Annotated in this window: 17 protein-coding genes, 1 tRNA gene and 1 pseudogene; 10 read left to right on the plus strand and 9 right to left on the minus strand. The window is 53.7% G+C overall.

Annotated elements, in window-relative coordinates; genetic code table 11:
* Positions 1-3: 3 nt before the first annotated feature.
* From potH to rlmC, 4 genes are read left to right on the plus strand one after another with little or no spacing between them, the layout of a single operon-like run.
* Positions 4-957, plus strand: coding sequence for a putrescine ABC transporter permease PotH (potH, locus tag WN16_RS11680; protein ID WP_044701670.1), 954 nt, complete (start codon positions 4-6; stop codon positions 955-957).
* Positions 954-1799, plus strand: coding sequence for a putrescine ABC transporter permease PotI (gene potI, locus WN16_RS11685; protein WP_003035376.1), 846 nt, complete (start codon positions 954-956; stop codon positions 1797-1799). The genes potH and potI overlap by 4 nt, the downstream gene beginning before the upstream one ends.
* Positions 1800-1858: 59 nt before the next feature.
* Positions 1859-2347 (plus strand): YbjO family protein, encoded by a 489-nt coding sequence (locus tag WN16_RS11690; RefSeq protein WP_003035378.1) that lies wholly within the window; start codon positions 1859-1861, stop codon positions 2345-2347.
* A gap of 41 nt (positions 2348-2388) precedes the next feature.
* Positions 2389-3516 carry a 23S rRNA (uracil(747)-C(5))-methyltransferase RlmC gene (gene rlmC, locus WN16_RS11695; protein ID WP_044701666.1) on the plus strand — a complete coding sequence of 376 codons (1128 nt, stop codon included), beginning with the start codon at positions 2389-2391 and terminating at the stop codon, positions 3514-3516.
* A gap of 141 nt (positions 3517-3657) precedes the next feature.
* Here the strand turns inward: rlmC and WN16_RS11700 are convergent.
* From WN16_RS11700 to WN16_RS11710, 3 genes are all read right to left on the minus strand, one after another.
* Positions 3658-3745: transfer RNA gene (locus WN16_RS11700), tRNA-Ser, on the minus strand.
* 149 nt (positions 3746-3894) lie between these two features.
* Positions 3895-4572, minus strand: a complete 678-nt coding sequence (locus tag WN16_RS11705; RefSeq protein WP_016149852.1) for an isochorismatase family protein — start codon at positions 4570-4572, stop codon at positions 3895-3897.
* 16 nt (positions 4573-4588) lie between these two features.
* The gene (locus WN16_RS11710; RefSeq protein WP_044701665.1) at positions 4589-5449 is read right to left on the minus strand and encodes a pirin family protein; all 861 of its coding nucleotides are present in this window, start codon (positions 5447-5449) and stop codon (positions 4589-4591) included.
* A gap of 108 nt (positions 5450-5557) precedes the next feature.
* On the opposite strand from WN16_RS11710, the gene WN16_RS11715 reads away from it, so the two are divergent.
* Positions 5558-6469 (plus strand): LysR family transcriptional regulator, encoded by a 912-nt coding sequence (locus tag WN16_RS11715; protein ID WP_003847025.1) that lies wholly within the window; start codon positions 5558-5560, stop codon positions 6467-6469.
* 79 nt (positions 6470-6548) lie between these two features.
* On the opposite strand, the gene infA is transcribed toward WN16_RS11715, so the two are convergent.
* The 6 genes and pseudogenes from infA to trxB all read right to left on the minus strand — a co-directional run bounded on the left by infA (position 6549) and on the right by trxB (position 12373).
* Positions 6549-6767 carry a translation initiation factor IF-1 gene (gene infA / locus WN16_RS11720; RefSeq protein ID WP_002211347.1) on the minus strand — a complete coding sequence of 73 codons (219 nt, stop codon included), beginning with the start codon at positions 6765-6767 and terminating at the stop codon, positions 6549-6551.
* A pseudogene (locus tag WN16_RS11725) lies at positions 6695-7052 on the minus strand (hypothetical protein). The gene infA and the pseudogene WN16_RS11725 overlap by 73 nt, the downstream one beginning before the upstream one ends.
* Positions 7053-7757 (minus strand): leucyl/phenylalanyl-tRNA--protein transferase, encoded by a 705-nt coding sequence (aat, locus tag WN16_RS11730; protein ID WP_032948928.1) that lies wholly within the window; start codon positions 7755-7757, stop codon positions 7053-7055.
* A gap of 44 nt (positions 7758-7801) precedes the next feature.
* Positions 7802-9523, minus strand: a complete 1722-nt coding sequence (gene cydC / locus WN16_RS11735; RefSeq protein ID WP_003035722.1) for a cysteine/glutathione ABC transporter ATP-binding protein/permease CydC — start codon at positions 9521-9523, stop codon at positions 7802-7804.
* Positions 9524-11290 (minus strand): cysteine/glutathione ABC transporter permease/ATP-binding protein CydD, encoded by a 1767-nt coding sequence (cydD, locus tag WN16_RS11740; RefSeq protein ID WP_044701662.1) that lies wholly within the window; start codon positions 11288-11290, stop codon positions 9524-9526.
* Between the two features lie 114 nt (positions 11291-11404).
* Positions 11405-12373: a thioredoxin-disulfide reductase gene (gene trxB / locus WN16_RS11745; protein WP_003035727.1), complete on the minus strand. Its 969-nt coding sequence runs from the start codon at positions 12371-12373 to the stop codon at positions 11405-11407.
* A 547-nt stretch (positions 12374-12920) separates the two neighbouring features.
* Here trxB and lrp point away from each other — a divergent pair.
* The 5 genes from lrp (at position 12921) to serS (ending at position 20995) form a co-directional block, all read left to right on the plus strand.
* Complete coding sequence (gene lrp / locus WN16_RS11750; protein WP_002439523.1) at positions 12921-13415, plus strand: leucine-responsive transcriptional regulator Lrp; 495 nt, start codon at positions 12921-12923, stop codon at positions 13413-13415.
* Positions 13416-13549: 134 nt separating this feature from the next.
* On the plus strand, positions 13550-17533 hold the full coding sequence (gene ftsK / locus WN16_RS11755) for a DNA translocase FtsK (RefSeq protein ID WP_046155120.1): 3984 nt from the start codon (positions 13550-13552) through the stop codon (positions 17531-17533).
* A 111-nt stretch (positions 17534-17644) separates the two neighbouring features.
* Positions 17645-18256, plus strand: coding sequence for an outer membrane lipoprotein chaperone LolA (gene lolA / locus WN16_RS11760; RefSeq protein ID WP_003831898.1), 612 nt, complete (start codon positions 17645-17647; stop codon positions 18254-18256).
* 10 nt (positions 18257-18266) lie between these two features.
* Complete coding sequence (gene rarA, locus WN16_RS11765; protein ID WP_044701644.1) at positions 18267-19610, plus strand: replication-associated recombination protein RarA; 1344 nt, start codon at positions 18267-18269, stop codon at positions 19608-19610.
* Positions 19611-19702: 92 nt separating this feature from the next.
* Entirely contained in the window at positions 19703-20995 is a 1293-nt protein-coding gene (serS, locus tag WN16_RS11770) for a serine--tRNA ligase (protein WP_088169004.1), read from the plus strand.
* Positions 20996-21145: the final 150 nt, after the last annotated feature.

Below are 21145 nucleotides of genomic sequence, written 5' to 3' on the forward strand. Positions count from 1 at the left end.
AAGATGAGTACACTTGAACCTGCGGCACGCGTGGATAACGCGGGGCGATTCAGGCTGTTTATGTCGCGGCTGCAAATGAAGCACGGGCGCAAGCTGGTGATCGCGCTGCCGTATGTGTGGCTGCTGCTCCTGTTTCTGCTGCCATTTCTGATCGTCTTCAAAATCAGTTTGGCGGAAATGGCGCGGGCTATTCCACCGTATACCGACCTCGTTTCATGGGCTGACGATCAGTTATCCATCACGCTCAACTTAGCCAACTTCCTGCAACTGACGGACGATCCGCTCTATTTCGATGCCTACCTGCAATCGTTACAGGTGGCGGGAATTTCGACAATCTGTTGTCTGCTGCTGGGATACCCGCTGGCATGGGCAGTCGCGCACAGTAAACCCTCAACGCGTAATATTCTGCTGTTGCTGGTGATCCTACCGTCGTGGACCTCGTTTTTAATTCGCGTGTATGCCTGGATGGGGATCCTGAAAAACAACGGCGTCCTGAACAACTTTCTGATGTGGCTGGGTGTCATCGACCAACCGTTGACTATTTTGCACACCAATCTGGCGGTCTATATCGGCATTGTTTACGCCTATTTGCCCTTTATGGTGCTGCCGATTTATACCGCGCTGACCCGTATTGATTACTCGCTGGTGGAAGCGGCGCTGGATTTAGGTGCCCGACCACTGAAGACTTTCTTTAGCGTGATTGTGCCATTGACCAAGGGCGGGATTATTGCCGGGTCAATGCTGGTGTTTATTCCGGCTGTTGGCGAGTTTGTGATCCCTGAGCTGCTGGGCGGCCCGGACAGCATCATGATTGGCCGTGTGCTTTGGCAGGAGTTTTTCAATAACCGCGACTGGCCGGTGGCTTCTGCTGTCGCCATTATTATGCTGCTGTTACTAATTGTGCCGATCATGTGGTTCCACAAATATCAGCAAAAAAGCGTGGGGGAACACGGATGAATAACTTACCGGTCGTTCGCTCGCCGTGGCGTATTTTTATCCTGGTAGTTGGCTTTACCTTCCTGTACGCGCCGATGCTGATGTTGGTTATCTATTCGTTTAACAGCTCGAAGCTGGTGACGGTTTGGGCAGGGTGGTCAACGCGTTGGTATGGCGAGCTTTTTCACGATACCGCGATGATAAGCGCCGTAGGCATGAGCCTAACGATTGCCGCAGGCGCTGCGACGATGGCGGCAATCCTTGGTACCATCGCCGCCGTGGTAATGGTGCGCTTTGGTCGTTTTCGTGGTTCGAATGGTTTCGCCTTTATGATCACCGCGCCGCTGGTTATGCCAGATGTCATTACCGGTTTGTCGCTGCTGCTGCTGTTTGTAGCGTTGGCTCACGCCATCGGCTGGCCGGCTGATCGCGGAATGCTGACCATCTGGCTGGCGCACGTCACCTTCTGTACAGCGTACGTAGCGGTGGTGATTTCTTCACGTTTGCGCGAACTGGATCATTCCATTGAGGAAGCTGCGATGGATCTTGGCGCCACGCCGCTGAAGGTCTTTTTCGTCATCACGCTGCCGATGATTATGCCGGCGGTGATTTCCGGTTGGCTATTAGCCTTCACGCTGTCACTCGATGATCTGGTTATTGCCAGCTTTGTCTCTGGTCCTGGCGCCACAACGTTACCGATGCTGGTGTTCTCCAGCGTACGTATGGGGGTGAACCCGGAGATCAACGCGCTGGCAACGCTGATTCTTGGTGTGGTAGGAATTATCGGATTTATCGCGTGGTATCTGATGGCGCGAACAGAAAAACAACGGATCCGCGATATCCAACGTGCAAGACGCGGCTGAAAAAACTAAAATCTGCCAACCTGTCTATACGGCGCAGCTGTGGTGGTTGCGCCGTTTTCATGGAAGACGACGCGTTGGGATTTTTTAAGAAATCATCCACATCACATGCTCGCTTAAACGTCCCTGCTTTGGTGCAGGTGGCGGCGCTGGCTATTATTATGATCCGCTGTCTCGATCTGTTGATGATTTTTAATACGCTTGGGTTTCGTGGAACCAGTGAGTTTATTCATCGCAGTGTGCAGACCTGGAATTTGACGCTGGTGTTTCTGGGCAGTCTGGTGCTGCTATTTATCGAAATTTACTGTGCATTTTCGCTGGTAAAAGGACGGAACTGGGCACGCTGGATCTATCTGTTGACCCAGATTATCGCCAGCGTCTATCTGTGGGCTGCTTCGCTGGGCTACGGATATCCCGAACTGTTCAGTATTGCGGGGGAGTCCAGACGCGAAATCCTGCATACGCTGGTGATGCAAAAACTGCCGGATATGCTGGTATTGCTGCTACTGTTTGTTCCTGCGTCCAGCAGGCGGTTCTTCCGTTTGCAATAACGTGTATAATCTTGGCCCCCGGTTAATTTGTAGGTCTTTGTATGCAGTGCGCACTTTATGACGCCGAACGCTGTCGCTCCTGTCAGTGGATAACACAGCCTGTCGCCGATCAACTCTTCGCTAAAACAGCCGATCTGCAGAATCTGCTGGCCGATTATCCGGTCGGAGAATGGTGCGCGCCGGTCAGTGGTCCGGAAAGCGCGTTTCGCAATAAAGCCAAAATGGTGGTCAGCGGCAGCGTGGAAAAACCGTTGCTGGGGATGTTGCATCGTGACGGTACGCCGGAGGATTTGTGCGACTGTCCGCTCTACCCTGAGTCTTTTGCGCCCGTATTTTCCGTTCTTAAGCCGTTTATCGCCCGAGCAGGATTAACACCCTATAACGTTGCGCGTAAACGCGGGGAACTGAAATATTTGCTGTTAACGGAAAGCCGGTTCGATGGCGGCATGATGCTGCGTTTTGTCCTGCGTTCTGAAGCAAAACTGGCACAGCTGCGCGCGGCGCTGCCCTGGCTGCAGGCACAACTCCCACAGTTAAAAGTGATCACTGCCAATATTCAGCCGGTGCATATGGCGATTATGGAAGGGGAGACAGAAATCTTCCTGACGGAACAACAGGCGCTGGCGGAACGCTTTAACGATGTACCGTTGTGGATCCGCCCACAGAGCTTCTTCCAGACTAACCCGGTGGTGGCGGGGCAGTTGTATGCCACGGCGCGCGACTGGGTGCGTCAGCTTCCGGTTAATCACATGTGGGATCTGTTTTGCGGCGTTGGGGGTTTTGGCCTGCACTGCGCTACGCCGCAAATGAAACTGACGGGGATTGAAATCGCGCCAGAGGCGATTACCTGCGCGAAGCAGTCGGCGCAGGAACTTGGGTTGCAGAATCTGCATTTTCAGGCGTTGGATTCAACTCAGTTTGCTACCGCTCAGGGCGAAGTTCCGGATCTGGTGCTGGTGAATCCACCGCGTCGCGGGATTGGGAAACCGCTGTGCGATTTTCTTTCCCGCATGGCACCGCGTTTTATTGTTTATTCCAGCTGTAATGCGCAAACCATGGCGAAGGATATTCGTGAGTTGCCTGGGTATCGCATTGAACGCGTTCAGCTTTTCGATATGTTCCCGCACACCTCGCATTATGAAGTGTTAACGCTGCTCAGCCGACAATAACTGCTATGCCTGATGGCGCTTCGCTAATCAGGCCTACAGGTTGTTCGTCATTCGTAGGCCGGATAAGGTGCTTGCACCGCATCCGGCAAATCAATATGCGAAAAAAAAGCCCGTACTTGCGTACGAGCTCTTCTTAAAATATGGCGGTGAGGCGGGGATTCGAACCCCGGATACGTTGCCGTATACACACTTTCCAGGCGTGCTCCTTCAGCCACTCGGACACCTCACCATATTGTATTGCTGCCTGACCGCTTGGGGGGCAACGGGGCGCTACTATAGGGAGTTGCGCTAAAACGGTCAAGCAGAATTTACGTGTTAACTCTCGTTTGGTTACGCAATATACATATTCCTCCGCCCAGGCAGGCGCGGAGGATAGGATTAGCGCTGAGAGTCCAGTTTTTCGCCGTTGGTCACGACTTCCTGGGCTTTACTGTAGCTCTCGATCAGCAACTGATAAGCCGGGAAGACTTTGGTATACACTTCCGCCCATTCGGCGGCGTCTTCACGGTTCCATGTGCCCTGAATTTCAGACGCGACGGCGGCGGTATCCATCGGCACGACGCCAGCCTGAACAACGCGAGCCAGGGTGATTTCCTGCGCCATTTTGCTGTAAGTACCGGAAGCGTCGATCACTGCGAAGACCTTATAGCCTTCCGCAACCGCGCTGATAGCCGGGAAAGCCATGCACACGCTGGTAATCGTACCGGCGATAATCAGCGTCTTGCGACCTGTTGTTTTTACCGCTTTCACGAAGTCTTCGTTATCCCAGGCGTTGATTTCGCCTTTACGCGCCACGTATTGGGCATGTGGCGCATTAGCGTGGATCTCAGGGATCAGCGGGCCGTTAGGTCCCTGCGGTACGGATGCCGTGGTAATCACCGGTATCTTCGCCAGGGTCGCCATTTTAGCCAGCGCGGCGGCACGCGCACGCAGTTCTGGCATTGGCATGTCGCCGACGGTCTGGAACAACCCGCTCTGATGATCGATAAGCAGCATGACGGAATCATTTACATCGATGACCGGACGTGAACCATTAAAGTTTGCAGGACTGGACATATTCTTCTCCTTCGATTCAGATTTGGCCAAAGCGGCCGGAGTTAAAATCGCGTACGGCTTCAGCGATTTCTTGTTTCGTGTTCATTACAAACGGACCGTAACCTACAATCGGCTCGTTCAACGGTTCTCCAGAAAGCAGTAGCACGCTGGCGTCGCTGGAGGCTTCAATATGCAGCGTTTTCCCTTGCTGGCTCAGCACCACCAGTTGCGCTTCGCTGGCAGACGTAGTGCCGTTTACGGTGATATTCCCTTTCAATACCACCAGCGCAGTGCTCCATCCTTCCGGCTGGGACAACGTGAGCTGATGATTACGTTGTAAACGCATATCCCAAACGTTCAGCGGCGAGAAGGTATGTGCCGGGCCTTTTGTATCCTGATAGCTGCCCGCAATCACCCGAACGCTTCCTGCTTCATCAGGCAGGGCGACAGAGGGGATCACATCGCTGTTGATGCCCTGGTAACCCGGAACGGCCATTTTGTCCTTTGCTGGCAGATTGACCCACAGCTGTACCATTTCCAGTTCGCCGCCCTGACGGGTAAATTCTGGTGAATGGAACTCTTCATGTAATATTCCTGCACCCGCGGTCATCCACTGCACGTCGCCGGGGCCGATAGTGCCGCCGCGACCGGTTGAATCACGGTGTTCAACTTCGCCGCTGTAAACGATGGTCACCGTCTCAAAACCACGGTGAGGGTGCTCGCCTACGCCGCGTTTTTCGTTACCCGGCGTAAACGTATGTGGACCGGCGTAATCCAGCAGCAGGAACGGACTTAGTTGCTCAGCATGAGACTGGTAAGAAAACATCGAGCGAACCGGAAATCCATCGCCAACCCAGTGCGGGCGAGGTGCGGTGTAGACGCCTGTTACGTGTTTCATTTGTGTCTCCTCAGTGGCGTTATCTTGATGTGAATAAGCTTATATTCATGACAGCGAACTGAGTAGTAGCTAAAATAGTTCTCACTGTCTCATAAATAGGACAATTAGATGACGAAGCCAGATCTCAATGATTTTGCATGGTTTGTGCATGTTGTAGAGGAAGGAGGATTCGCGGCGGCGGGTCGGGCGCTTGATGAACCGAAATCAAAACTAAGCCGACGGATAGCGCAACTGGAAGAGAGGCTGGGGGTTCGACTGATTCAGCGAACCACCCGCCAGTTTAACGTGACGGAAGTGGGGCAAACCTTTTACGAACACTGTAAGGCGATGCTGGTTGAAGCGCAGGCGGCGCAGGATGCCATTGCCGCGTTACAGGTTGAACCGCGTGGCGTGGTGAAGTTGACGTGCCCGGTCACGTTGCTGCATGTGCATATCGGGCCGATGCTTGCTCGTTTTATGGCGCGTTATCCTGACGTATCAGTGCAACTGGAGGCGACAAATCGTCGTGTTGACGTCGTTGGAGAAGGTCTGGACGTGGCGATTCGTGTCAGGCCCAGACCATTTGAGGATAGCGACCTGGTGATGCGTGTGCTGGCGGACAGGGGGCATCGTTTGTATGCCAGCCCGCAGTTAATCGAGCAAATGGGGGCGCTACACTCTCCGGCGGAGCTGACACGCTGGCCTGGTTTGAGTCTCGCCTCGGGCAAACATGTACATCGTTGGGAGTTATTTGGCCCGCAGGGCGCGCGGGCAGAGGTGCATTTCACGCCGCGAATGATTACCACCGATATGCTGGCGCTACGTGAAGCCGCAGTTGCCGGTGTGGGGGTAGTGCAGCTTCCGCAACTGATGGTAAAAGATCAATTAGCCGCGGGTGAACTGGTGGCGTTGCTCGACGGTTGGGAACCGAAGCGAGAAATTATTCACGCAGTCTTTCCATCACGCAGGGGATTATTGCCGTCAGTGCGCGCTTTAGTAGATTTCTTAACGGAAGAATATGCGCGGATGATTGAGGATTAAATACATATCCTCAACCCACAAAAAAGGCCGGTTAAACCGACCTTTTATTATCTGGACGCCATTCGGGCGTTAAAAACAATCAGCGACTACGGAAGACAATGCGGCCTTTGCTCAGGTCGTACGGGGTCAGCTCAACAGTCACTTTGTCGCCCGTCAGGATGCGGATATAGTTTTTGCGCATTTTACCGGAGATGTGTGCAGTAACCACGTGACCGTTTTCTAACTCTACGCGGAACATGGTATTAGGTAACGTATCGAGAACGGTACCCTGCATTTCAATATTGTCTTCTTTGGCCATCTAATCCTCTGGGGTATCACTACCGTAATTTGAACCGGCAAGATAATGCCGAAGTTCTTTTAATAAGTAAAGATTTGTGCGTTTAAAACACAGCAAATCGGGTTTGGCGCATTACTCTAACCACACACGGCAAAGCCGCACTTAAAGCGCAACGTGTAAGGGAACGAGGAGATAAACGATAGGCGTTGCCTGACGCGAACTGTTCCTTAACGGCGGCGGGGTAATGGGCTAAACCAACTCTGCGCGACAATTATAACACCCCGACAAAAAATGTGCCGAAAACATTCACCCCTGAGGCGAAAATAACGTCCTGGGAACCCAGAAATGGCTCGGTAGCCGCTGCTGGCGCAGTCTGCTCAGGTGTTCAAGGTACTCCCGACGAGGGGTTTCGACGGCGCCCAGCGAAGCTGTGTGGCTATTTAATACCTGGCAGTCGATTAATTTTCCGCCCTGACGGATAAATTCAGCGCAAAAAACAAGCAGTGCGGTTTTGGACGCATTTTCCTGACGGCTGAACATTGATTCGCCACAAAATAGTGTACCTTGCGCCACGCCATACATACCGCCCACTAATTCATTTTGTCGCCACACTTCAATGGAGTGCGCATGGCCCAGTTCGTGCAGGCGATGGTAGGCGTCCACTACATCATGCGTTATCCAGGTGCCTTCTTCCCGGTCGTTCGCGCAGCCTTCAATCACCTGACCGAACGCGTAATTGAGCGTCACGCGATAAGGCGAGTTTTTATGAAAGCGTTTCATGCTGCGGCTGAGATGAAATTTCTCGGGCCAAAGAATGGCGCGTGGATCGGGCGACCACCAAAGGATGGGGTCGCCAGGTGAAAACCACGGGAAAATTCCGCGCTGATAGGCCATTAACAGTCGGGCTGGGCTGAGATCGCCGCCAAGCGCCAACAAACCGTTAGGCTCGCGTAAAGCGCCTTCCGGTGAAGGGAAGGCTATAGAATGGCGGGACAATTGCACCAGGCGCATGACTGCGAAACTCCACTACGCGAGTTTGATCGTTCAATAATAGCTTACAGACGTTGCTTAAACTGGTAATAACGTCCCTGCCGGGCTAACAAATCTGCGTGATTACCTTGCTCAATAATGTGTCCGTTGTCCATCACTATTATTTGATCAAAACGTGACAAGCCGCGCAGACGATGTGTCACCATCAGTACGGTTTTATCACGCATGGCATCGCCAATTAATTCAAGCATTTGGCTTTCTGTTGTTGCATCAAGTCCTTCGGTCGGTTCGTCCAGCAGCATCAGTGGGGCATCGTGCAATAAGGCACGGGCGATAGCCAGACGACGAAGTTCGCCACCAGAAAGCTGTCGACCCCCTTCGCCTAACCAGGCGTTGAGTCCATCACCCTCAAGCAGTTTGTCCAGACCGACGCGGCACAGCATTGCGGATAATGTGTCATCACTGGCGTGCGGTGCCGCCAGCAGAAGATTGTCGCGAAGCGTCGCGCTGAACAGGTGCACGCGCTGTGGCACGACGCTGATGCTCTGGCGCAGCGTGGTTTCACTGAGGGCTGAAATCGGCTGCTCATTAATCAGAATTTCGCCGTGCTGCGGATCCCATGCACGGGTAAGCAATTGCAGTAACGTTGACTTACCGCATCCGGTGCGGCCGAGAATCGCAATATGCTCACCGGGCTGAGCCTTCAGGGAAAGGGTGTCGAGCGCTTTTTGTGCTTGTCCCGGATAACTGAATGATACATCGCGTAGCGTGAGAGTGACCTGCTCAGAAACCGGGGAACCGGCATCCGGGAAGGTGACTTCTGGCTGCTGTTCAGTCAGTTCGGTGATGCGCAGCGCAGAGGCAATAACCTGTCCGAGATGCTGAAACGCGCCGGTGACGGGTGCTAATGCTTCAAATGCGGCCAGCGCACAGAAGACAAACAGCGCGATCAGCGCACCAGGCTGGGTATTGCCACCTACGCCACCTGAGGCCATCCATAACATCACAACCACTGCCAGTGCGCCGACTAACAGCATGACCGCCTGTGATAGCGCCGTTAATTCAGACTGACGTCGTTGGGCTTCATGCCACTGCAACTCAGTGGCTTCCATTTGCGCGCGGTAACGTTCACTGGCACCAAAGATGGTCAGTTCAGCCTGGCCCTGCAGCCAGGATGTTAACTGCTGACGATACTGCCCACGTAAATGCGTCAAGCTTTGCCCGGTGCTTTTACCTGCCTGATAAAAGAGTGGGGGCAAGATAAATAAGGTCAGCAGCATAATACCGCCGAGAGTAATAGCTAGCGTGAAATCGAGAACGCTTAGCCCCAGCGTGACCACCATGATGACGACAAAAGCGCCTACAAGCGGGGAGAGCACGCGTAAATAGAGATGATCGAGCGTGTCGACATCCGCCACCACGCGATTAAGCAATTCACCTTGTCCATAACGGGACAGGCCAGCAGGAGAGAGCGGCAGCAGTTTGCTGAAGGTATATATACGCAAATGTTGCAGCACGCGGAACGTCGCGTCGTGGCTGACCAGTCGCTCGAAATAGCGGCCCGCGGTGCGGGTGATTGCCGCACCGCGTACCCCGGCGGCAGGGAGCATATAGTTAAAACTGTAAATCCCGGTGACACCCACCACAGCAGAAGCCGACAGGAACCAACCGGAAAGCGTCAGCAAACCAATACTTGCCAACAGTGTGACGATCGCCAGAACGATCCCCAGGGTTAACATCCATTTGTGACGTTTATACAGCGTCAGATAAGGTAGCAAAGCGCGCATTTAGATGTCCTCCTGACGATGAGCCAGTAATGTCGCAAACGCCCCGTTGGCTGCGCTAAGTTCGGCATAAGTGCCTTGTTCAACGATCTGTCCGTCCTGCATCACCCAGATAGCATCCCAGTCGGCAAGGTCTTCAAGTTGGTGTGTCACCATCAGCGTAGCCTGGCGGCGTGACGCTGCGTTCAACGCTTGCATCACGCGTTGTTCGCTGTGTGCATCCAGGCTGGCGGCGGGTTCATCAAGCAGCAGCAACTGACACGGGTTGAGTAAGGCGCGAGCCACGGCAACGCGCTGCGCTTGTCCGACAGAAAGTCGAGCCGCCTGATCGCCTACTGGTGTATCTACACCCTGCGGCAGTAGCGGTAAAAACTCACTGACCCAGGCGCTGTCGAGTGCGGCCCGCAGCTGTTCTTCGCTGGCATCGGGGCGAGCGAGCAGCACGTTATCGCGTAACGTGGCGGCAGGGAGCTGCGGATTTTGTCCAACCCAGGACAGCTGTTTGCGCCAGCAATCAGGCGACAGGTCGCGTAGTTCAAAGCCGTTAATTCGCAGCGATCCCTGATAAGAGAGAAATCCGGACAGGACATTTAGCAACGAACTTTTGCCGGAACCGCTGCGGCCAACCAGCACCGCACGTTGGCCCGCTGGCAGGGTAAAGTTGAGCGGGCCTGCAAGCACTTTACCTTCCGGCGAGGTGATGACCAGATCTTGTGCTTCAATTGAAACAGCGTCTTTTGTTGTCAGCTCAATGTCGCCACGCTCAGGATGTGCAAGCGGGGTTTCCATGAAGGTTTTCAGACTGTCTGCTGCACCAACGGCTTGTGCTTTGGCGTGATAAAACGTGCCCAGATCGCGCAGGGGCTGGAAAAATTCCGGCGCCAGAATGAGCGCGAGGAAGCCGGCAGCCAATGTGACACCTGTGCCGTAGTGTCCAAAATCGAGTTCGCCAAGGTAGGAAAAACCGAAGTAAACCGCGACCAGTGCGATGGACAGGGAGGTAAAGAACTCAAGGACACCGGATGACAGGAAAGCCAGGCGCAGGACTTCCATAGTGCGCTGGCGGAAATCCTGTGACGCAGCGCGGATGCTTTCCGTTTCGGCTTCACCGCGACCAAAGATTCTTAGCGTCTCCATGCCACGCAGGCGGTCGAGGAAATGGCCGCTGAGGCGAGCAAGAGCCTGAAAATTGCGGCGGTTAGCGTCGGCAGCACCCATACCAACCATCGCCATAAACAACGGGATCAGCGGGGCAGTTCCAAGCAGAATAAGGGCGGCCACCCAGTTTGACGGGAATACCGCCGCCACGATCAATAAGGGGACGCATACGGCCAACGCCATTTGCGGCAGATAACGTGCATAGTAATCATGCATATCGTCAATCTGCTCCAGGATCAACGTGGCCCAACTCCCGGCCGGTTTGCCTTGTATCCAGGCCGGACCTGCCTGTTGCAGACGGTCAAGCACCTGGCGGCGAATTTCAAAGCGAATATGCTGCCCTGCGTGAAACCCGACCCGTTCGCGTAACCAGACGACCCATGCCCGCAGGATGAAAATCAATACCAGCACGATGAAAGGAAGCAGAAGCGCCTCTCGGGGAATATTGGCCATGATCATATGGTCCAGAATTCGGGCCATGAGCCAGGCCTGAGCGACAATTAACAGGCCGCTCACGAACCCCAACAGGCGCGAAATGTTCAGCCATCGTTGGGAAATTACACTTTGCTGTTTTAACCAGCGGGTCAGCTCTTTTTGACGGGTTTTATTCATTGCACGCTTAGCAGGTGAGTTATTGGAATTTTTGGGCAGGGCAATGTTACAACGAGGCAAAAATAAAGGCGACTTATAGTCGCCTTTTTTACTTTTGTTACTGATTTGTAAAACTTATTTGCAAGCGTCCGCCAGACCGTCGAGATAACGTTCTGCATCAAGCGCGGCCATACAGCCCGTGCCCGCAGAGGTAATCGCCTGGCGATAAATATGGTCCATCACGTCACCGGCTGCGAAGACACCCGGAATGCTGGTTTGAGTGGCATTGCCGTGAATACCGGACTGAACTTTGATGTAGCCGTTTTCCAGTTCAAGCTGACCGTCGAAAATAGCGGTATTCGGGCTGTGACCGATAGCGACAAATAACCCGGCAACGTCAAGTGATTCCACGTTGTCAGTGTTTTGCGTATCGCGCAGACGCAGTCCGGTTACGCCCATTTGATCGCCGGTCACTTCTTCCAGCGTGCGGTGGGTGTGAAGCACGATGTTGCCGTTTTCAACTTTATCCATCAAACGTTTGATGAGAATTTTCTCCGCGCGGAAGCTGTCGCGACGGTGAATCAAATGCACTTCAGATGCGATATTCGCCAGATATAGCGCTTCTTCAACAGCGGTGTTGCCGCCGCCGATCACCGCAACTTTTTGGTTACGGTAGAAGAAACCGTCGCAGGTCGCGCAGGCGGAAACGCCACGGCCTTTGAATGCTTCTTCTGAAGGCAGACCCAGGTAACGTGCTGAAGCGCCGGTGGCGATGATCAGTGCGTCACAGGTGTATTCACCGCTGTCGCCGGTCAGACGGAAAGGACGGTTTTGCAGATCAACTTTGCTGATGTGATCAAAAATGATTTCAGTGTCAAATTTGGACGCATGTTCGTGCATACGCTCCATCAGCAGCGGGCCAGTAAGATCGTGCGGATCGCCAGGCCAGTTTTCCACTTCTGTTGTTGTGGTCAACTGACCACCTTTTTCCATACCGGTAATCAGTACCGGTTGCAGGTTCGCGCGTGCAGCGTAGACCGCAGCGGTATATCCCGCAGGGCCAGAGCCCAGAATAAGAAGTTTACTGTGTTTGGTTGCGCCCATGAGATCCCCATAGTTGTTGGCAGGCAATGAGCAGGATTGTAGGGAATTTACAGACGTAAAAAAAGAGTATGGCGATTTTGTTAACAATATGTGTAATAGCAGAAACCGATGAACGGGGTGATCAGCCGTAATACTATAACGATTTCTACTTAAAATCGGTCAGTTATAAGGTGATAAAATGACGATTTTCCATCACTGCGAATGAATAACTGGCATGTTGTACTAAAAATCGATGTTTTGCTTTGACAATCCCCTGCTGTTTTGCGAAAACATTCAAGGAAGAAAAAAACTGTGTCATGTATGTGCTGCATAATCATGCATGTAGATACCATGTTTACCGTGTTAGCGAAATCTACGCATGGTGTGGACAGATGCCATTCGTGATGTCGATAGCCGCCGACAGGCAACGGTCTTCTCACCATAAACCCAGACATTGCGAACCGAAAATCCCTCTGGGTTGCGGTTTATTTTGATGGGTAGCGACTCTGAACAGTGATGTTGGTAGAGTCAGGCAGGAGTAGGGAAGGAATACAGAGAGACAATAATAATGGTAGATAGTAAGAAGCGCCCTGGCAAAGATCTCGACCGTATCGATCGTAACATTCTTAATGAGCTGCAAAAGGATGGGCGTATTTCTAACGTCGAGCTTTCTAAACGTGTGGGACTTTCACCAACGCCCTGCCTTGAGCGTGTGCGTCGGTTGGAAAGACAGGGTTTTATTCAGGGCTATACAGCGCTGTTAAACCCGCATTATCTGGATGCATCACTTCTGGTTTTTGTTGAGATTACTCTGAATCGTGGCGCCCCGGATGTGTTTGAACAATTCAACTCTGCAGTACAAAAACTTGAAGAAATTCAAGAGTGTCATTTGGTTTCCGGTGATTTCGACTATTTGCTGAAAACACGCGTACCGGATATGTCGGCATACCGTAAGCTGTTGGGGGAAACCCTGCTGCGTCTGCCTGGCGTGAATGACACACGTACTTATGTAGTCATGGAAGAAGTCAAACAGAGCAATCGTCTGGTAATTAAGACGCGCTAACACGGAACAGGTGCAAAATCGACGCAGTTTGATTACACTCCTGTTAATCCATACAGCAACAGTGCCGGGGTAACCCGGTGCTGTTGTCCGTTTTAGCATCGGGCAGGAAAAGCCTGAAACCTGGAGAGCCGTTTTTGAGCCAGGAATACACTGAAGACAAAGACATCACATTGACGAAGTTAAGCAGCGGGCGCCGACTTCTGGAAGCGCTACTGATCCTTATTGCCCTTTTTGCCGTCTGGTTGATGGCTGCCTTACTCAGCTTTAACCCTTCGGATCCCAGTTGGTCACAAACCGCATGGCATGAACCTATCCATAATCTGGGGGGAATACCCGGAGCATGGTTGGCGGACACGCTGTTCTTTATTTTTGGCGTCATGGCCTACACCATTCCCGTCATCATTGTTGGCGGTTGTTGGTTTGCCTGGCGACACCAGGCCAGCGACGAATACGTCGATTATTTTGCCGTCTCGCTGCGCATTATTGGCGTTCTGGCGCTGATTCTCACTTCCTGCGGGCTGGCCGCAATTAACGCCGATGACATCTGGTATTTCGCCTCTGGCGGCGTGATCGGCAGTCTGCTCAGCACTACGCTACAACCTTTACTGCACAGCAGCGGCGGCACGCTGACGTTGTTGTGCATTTGGGCGGCGGGATTAACGCTGTTCACCGGTTGGTCATGGGTGAGCATTGCGGAAAAACTGGGCGGCTGGTTACTCAATATCCTGACGTTTGCCAGCAACCGTACCCGCCGCGACGATACCTGGGTCGATGACGAAGAATATGAAGATGAAGAAGAGTCTGTCGATGCCGCTGATGGCAAACCCCATGAATCGCGTCGGGCTCGTATTCTGCGCGGTGCGTTAGCGCGCCGTAAGCGTCTGGCAGAGAAATTTACCAACCCGCTTGGTCGTCACACCGATGCGGCGCTGTTCTCCGGCAAACGCATGGATGATGAAGACGAAATTGAATACAGCGCCCGTGGCGTGGTTGCCGATCCTAACGATGTGCTGTTTTCCGGCAATCGCGCGACGCTGCCTGAATATGACGAGCTTGACCCACTGCTTAACGGCCACTCGGTGACCGAGCCTGTGGCTGCAGCAGCTGCAGCTACAACGGCCGCTCAGGCCTGGAGCGCGCCGGTAGATCCGTTGCTGCAAACCTCGCCCGTGACCAACACTGTTATGGAGCAACCGGCCCCAGCCGTAGCCTGGCAATCCGCACCAGGCCCGCAAACCGGTGATGCCGCGATTGCACCAACGCCTGAAGGTTATCCGCAACCAGCCCAGTACGCGCAACCTCCGGTGCAGCAGCCGTATGAGCCATGGCAACAGCCGGTTGTGGAGGAGAGTCCGCAGCCGCAATATTACGCACCGCAGCCGGAACCTGTTTATGCGCAGCCAGTCGCACCGCAGCCGGAACCTGTTTATCAGCCAGAGCCTGTGCTGCAGCCTGTCTATCAACAGGATCCGACCTCTCAACAGAACGCCACATTCCAGCAGCCTGCTTATCAGCCGGAGCCTGCGCCGCAACCTGTTTATCAGCAGGAATCAATCCCTCAACAGAGCACTACGTTCCAGCAGCCTGTGGTTGAACAACCGCTTGTGGTGGAACCTGAGCCCGTGGTTGAAGAAGTTAAACCGACTCGTCCGCCGCTCTATTACTTTGAAGAAGTCGAAGAGAAACGTGCGCGTGAGCGTGAGCAACTGGCCGCATGGTATCAGCCGATTCCAGAACCTGCTCAGGAGCCTGAGCGTATTAAACCGTCTACGCCATCTATGCCGACGACTGCATCCATACCGCCCGTTGAGTCTGTTGCTGCTGTTGCACCGCTGGCTGCCGGTGTAAAAAGCGCCGCTTTAGGGGCGGGTGCAGGAGCAGCTGCACCTGTCTTTAGCCTTGCGGGCAGCGGTGCGCCGCGTCCGCAGGTGAAAGAGGGGATTGGCCCGCAGTTACCGCGCCCAAATCGTGTGCGCGTGCCTACTCGCCGGGAATTGGCGTCGTATGGCATCAAACTGCCGTCACAGCGTATGGCTGAAGAGAAAGCGCGCGAAGAGCAGCTTGATACAGATGCGTACAATGACGATGAAATGGATGCAATGCAGCAGGACGAGCTGGCACGCCAGTTCGCTCAGTCGCAGCAGCATCGTTATGGCGAAGAGTATCAGGACGATACCCACCAGACTGATGACGAAGATTCAGCCGCAGAAGCGGAACTGGCTCGCCAGTTTGCTTCTTCTCAGCAGCAGCGTTATTCCGGTGAACAGCCTGCCGGAGCGAATCCGTTCTCGCTCGATGACTTTGAATTTTCGCCAATGAAAACGCTGGTAGATGAGGGGCCGCATGAGCCGCTGTTTACGCCTGGCGTGATGCCGGAGCCTGCGCCGCAGTACCAGGAACCTGTTGCACCGCAGCAGCATTATCAGCAACCGGCGCAACCTGTTGCACCGCAGCAGCATTATCAGCAGCCGGCGCAGCCTGTCGCACCGCAGCAGCATTATCAGCAGCCGGCGCAGCCTGTCGCACCGCAGCAGCATTATCAGCAGCCAGCGCAGCCTGTTACGCCGCCGCCGCAGGATAGTCTGATCCATCCGCTGCTGATGCGTAATGGCGACAGCCGTCCGGCGCACCGTCCAAGCACGCCGCTGCCATCGTTAGATCTGCTTACACCGCCGCCGAGCGAGGTTGAGCCGATAGATACGTTCGCGCTGGAGCAAATGGCACGTCTGGTGGAAGCGCGTCTGGCGGATTTCCGCATTAAAGCCGATGTAGTGAACTACTCTCCAGGCCCAGTGATTACCCGCTTTGAGCTTAATCTGGCTCCTGGGGTTAAAGCGGCGCGTATTTCCAACCTGTCGCGCGATCTGGCGCGTTCATTGTCGACCGCAGCGGTACGTGTGGTCGAGGTTATTCCAGGCAAACCGTATGTCGGACTGGAGTTACCGAATAAAAAACGTCAAACCGTTTATCTGCGTGAAGTGCTGGATAACGCTAAATTCCGTGATAATTCATCTCCGCTGACTGTGGTGCTGGGTAAAGATATTGCGGGCGAACCGGTGGTGGCCGATCTGGCAAAAATGCCGCACCTGCTGGTAGCAGGGACAACCGGATCCGGTAAGTCTGTTGGGGTGAACGCCATGATCCTCAGCATGCTCTACAAGGCGCAGCCGGAAGACGTTCGCTTTATCATGATTGACCCGAAAATGCTGGAACTGTCGGTTTATGAAGGCATTCCGCATCTGCTGACCGAAGTCGTGACCGACATGAAAGATGCTGCTAACGCCTTGCGCTGGAGCGTCAATGAAATGGAACGTCGCTACAAGCTGATGTCGGCGCTTGGCGTGCGTAACCTTGCCGGTTATAACGAGAAAATCGCCGAAGCCGCCCGCATGGGACGTCCGATTCCGGACCCTTACTGGAAGCCGGGTGACAGTATGGATGTTCAGCATCCGGTGCTGGAAAAACTGCCGTATATTGTTGTGCTGGTGGATGAATTCGCCGACCTGATGATGACGGTTGGCAAAAAGGTGGAAGAACTGATTGCTCGTCTGGCGCAAAAAGCGCGTGCGGCGGGGATCCACCTGGTGCTGGCAACCCAGCGACCGTCGGTTGACGTTATCACCGGACTGATTAAAGCGAACATTCCAACGCGTATCGCCTTTACCGTGTCCAGTAAAATTGACTCGCGTACCATCCTTGACCAGGGCGGAGCGGAATCGCTGTTAGGTATGGGTGACATGCTCTATTCCGCACCGAACTCGACGATCCCTGTGCGTGTTCACGGCGCCTTTGTCCGCGACGAAGAAGTTCACGCAGTGGTACAGGACTGGAAAGCGCGCGGTCGTCCGCAATACGTCGACGGCATTACCTCTGACAGCGAAAGCGAAGGCGGCGGTGGCGGTTTTGATGGTGGCGAAGAGTTGGATCCGCTGTTCGATCAGGCGGTAAACTTTGTGACCCAGAAACGCAAAGCCTCAATCTCCGGCGTCCAGCGTCAGTTCCGCATCGGCTACAACCGAGCGGCGCGCATCATCGAGCAGATGGAAGCGCAGGGTATTGTCAGCGAACAAGGGCATAATGGTAATCGTGAAGTGCTGGCTCCGCCGCCCTTCGAATGATTGCAAAGTTAAGTAATTCAGTATTTTCTACTTTCCTCATGCTGATTTTTGGCCTGAAATGGATAGCAGAGGGATCTCCCCGTTGGGAGTGACGTATTTTGAGGAATAACGATGAAAAGAATCGCAATCACCTGTGCATTACTGTCGAGCTTTGTGGTGAGCAGCGTCTGGGCTGACGCTGCCAGCGACCTGAAAAGCCGTCTGGATAAAGTCAGTAGCTTCCATGCCAGCTTTACTCAGAAGGTCACGGACGGCAGCGGCGCAGCGGTGCAGGAAGGTCAGGGTGATTTATGGGTTAAACGTCCTAATCTGTTTAACTGGCATATGACCCAGCCTGATGAGAGCATCCTGGTTTCCGATGGGAAAACGCTGTGGTTCTTTAACCCGTTTGTTGAACAGGCGACCGCGACCTGGTTGAAAGACGCCACGGGCAATACGCCGTTCATGCTGATCGCGCGTAACCAGGCCAGTGACTGGCAGCAGTACAACATTAAGCAAAACGGCGATGATTTCGTGCTGACGCCAAAAACCAGCAGCGGTAACCTGAAGCAGTTTACGATCAATGTTGGGCGTGACGGGACGATCCATCAGTTTAGCGCCGTTGAGCAAGACGATCAGCGCAGCAGCTATCAGCTGAAATCTCAGCAGAATGGTGCGATTGAACCTTCCAAATTCACCTTTACCCCGCCGCAAGGTGTAACGGTTGACGATCAACGTAAGTAGAGGCGTGTGAGTGAGCAATCTGTCGCTCGACTTTTCTGATAATACCTTTCAGCCACTGGCCGCGCGTATGCGGCCAGAAAATTTAGCGCAGTATATCGGCCAGCAGCATTTGTTGGCTGCGGGTAAACCCTTGCCGCGCGCTATCGAGGCCGGGCACCTGCACTCCATGATTTTATGGGGGCCTCCGGGGACGGGGAAAACCACCCTTGCCGAAGTCATTGCCCGTTACGCTAACGCCGATGTCGAACGCATTTCGGCGGTTACGTCTGGTGTAAAAGAGATTCGTGAAGCGATTGAGCGTGCGCGTCAGAACCGTAACGCTGGTCGGCGTACGATCCTGTTTGTCGACGAAGTTCACCGTTTTAATAAAAGCCAGCAGGATGCGTTTTTACCGCATATTGAAGACGGTACCATCACGTTTATTGGCGCCACCACTGAAAATCCCTCGTTTGAACTGAACTCAGCGCTGCTGTCGCGGGCGCGTGTTTATTTACTGAAATCGTTAACCACCGACGACATTGAACAGGTGCTGGACCAGGCGATGTCAGACAAAGCGCGGGGTTACGGCTGCCAGGATATCGTACTGCCGCCAGAGACGCGTCGGGCTATTGCCGAACTGGTTAATGGTGATGCGCGCCGGGCGCTGAATACGCTGGAAATGATGGCCGATATGGCCGAAGTTGATGATTCTGGCAAGCACGTATTGAAACCAGAATTGCTCACTGAAATTGCCGGTGAGCGCAGCGCACGCTTCGATAATAAAGGCGATCGCTTTTACGATCTCATCTCTGCATTACATAAATCGGTTCGCGGCAGTGCACCGGATGCAGCGCTTTATTGGTATGCGCGCATCATTAGTGCAGGCGGTGACCCGCTGTATGTTGCTCGTCGCTGTCTGGCAATTGCCTCTGAAGATGTGGGCAATGCCGATCCACGCGCCATGCAGGTGGCAATTTCAGCATGGGACTGCTTTACCCGCGTGGGACCAGCGGAAGGCGAACGTGCGATTGCTCAGGCGATTGTTTATCTGGCCTGCGCGCCGAAAAGTAATGCAGTTTACACCGCCTTCAAAGCCGCGCTGGCTGATGCACGTGAACGTCCGGATTACGACGTGCCGGTTCACCTGCGCAATGCGCCGACGAAGCTGATGAAGGATATGGGCTACGGTCAGGAGTATCGTTACGCCCATGATGAACCAAATGCCTATGCCGCCGGAGAAGAGTACTTCCCGCAGGAAATGGCACAAACGCGCTATTATCACCCCACAAACAGAGGTCTTGAAGGCAAGATTGGCGAAAAGCTCGCCTGGCTCGCCGGACAGGATCAAAATAGCCCTATAAAACGCTACCGTTAGTGTTATCGTTGCGGTAATGTTGTCTCTGTATCCCTGTGACCGCAGGCTGTGGTCACTTTCTCCTATTTTAATTCGATAAGCACAGGATAAGCATGCTCGATCCCAATCTGCTGCGTAATGAGCCAGACGCAGTCGCAGAAAAACTGGCAAGCCGGGGCTTTAAGCTGGATGTAGATAAGCTGCGCGCTCTTGAAGAGCGTCGTAAAGTTCTGCAGGTACAAACTGAAAACCTGCAGGCAGAGCGTAACTCTCGATCGAAATCCATCGGCCAGGCAAAAGCGCGCGGGGAAGATATCGAGTCTTTACGTCTGGAAGTGAACAAACTGGGCGAAGAGCTGGATGCCGCGAAAGCTGAACTTGATACCTTACAGGCCGAGATCCGCGATATTGCGCTGACCATTCCTAACCTGCCAGCGGACGAAGTTCCGGTGGGTAAAGATGAAAATGACAACGTCGAAGTCAGCCGCTGGGGTACACCACGTGAGTTTGATTTCGAAGTGCGCGATCACGTTACTCTGGGTGAAATGCACACGGGTCTTGATTTCGCCGCGGCGGTTAAGCTGACTGGCTCTCGTTTCGTTGTTATGAAAGGCCAGATCGCACGCATGCACCGTGCGCTGTCTCAGTTTATGCTGGATCTGCATACCGAACAGCATGGTTACAGCGAAAACTACGTTCCGTATCTGGTTAACCATGACACGCTGTACGGAACAGGCCAACTGCCGAAATTTGCTGGCGATCTGTTCCACACCCGTCCGCTGGATGAAGAAGCTGACAGCAGCAACTATGCGCTGATCCCAACTGCAGAAGTGCCGCTGACCAACCTGGTGCGTGACGAAATCATTGACGAAGATGCGCTGCCGATCAAAATGACTGCGCATACGCCGTGCTTCCGTTCTGAAGCAGGTTCTTACGGTCGTGATACCCGTGGTCTGATCCGTATGCACCAGTTCGATAAAGTTGAGATGGTGCAGATCGTTCGCCCGGAAGACTCTATGGACGCGCTGGAAGAGATGACCGGTCATGCTGAGAAGGTCCTGCAACTGTTGGGTCTGCCGTATCGCAAGATCATCCTGTGCACTGGCGACATGGGCTTCGGTGCATGCAAAACCTACGATCTGGAAGTGTGGATCCCGGCGCAGAACACTTATCGCGAAATCTCCTCTTGCTCCAACGTGTGGGATTTCCAGGCTCGTCGTATGCAGGCGCGTTGCCGCAGTAAATCCGATAAAAAGACCCGTTTAGCACATACGCTGAACGGTTCTGGTCTGGCGGTAGGACGTACGCTGGTTGCGGTAATGGAAAACTATCAGCAGGCTGATGGTCGCATTCAGGTTCCGGAAGTGTTGCGTCCGTACATGAATGGCCTGGAATTCATCGGCTAAGCTACCTTTCCCTGCTAAAAAAGCGCCTCCGGGCGCTTTTTTTATGCCCGTTTGACGTCGGACAATAACATCTACCTCCATAGGAGTAATACTGCCTTCAAATGAAAGTCAGTATTTATCTCTGTCTTTTCGCAAATTCAGTATCTACCA

The organism is Citrobacter sp. ABFQG (assembly GCF_004322975.1).
GTDB lineage: Bacteria > Pseudomonadota > Gammaproteobacteria > Enterobacterales > Enterobacteriaceae > Citrobacter > Citrobacter freundii.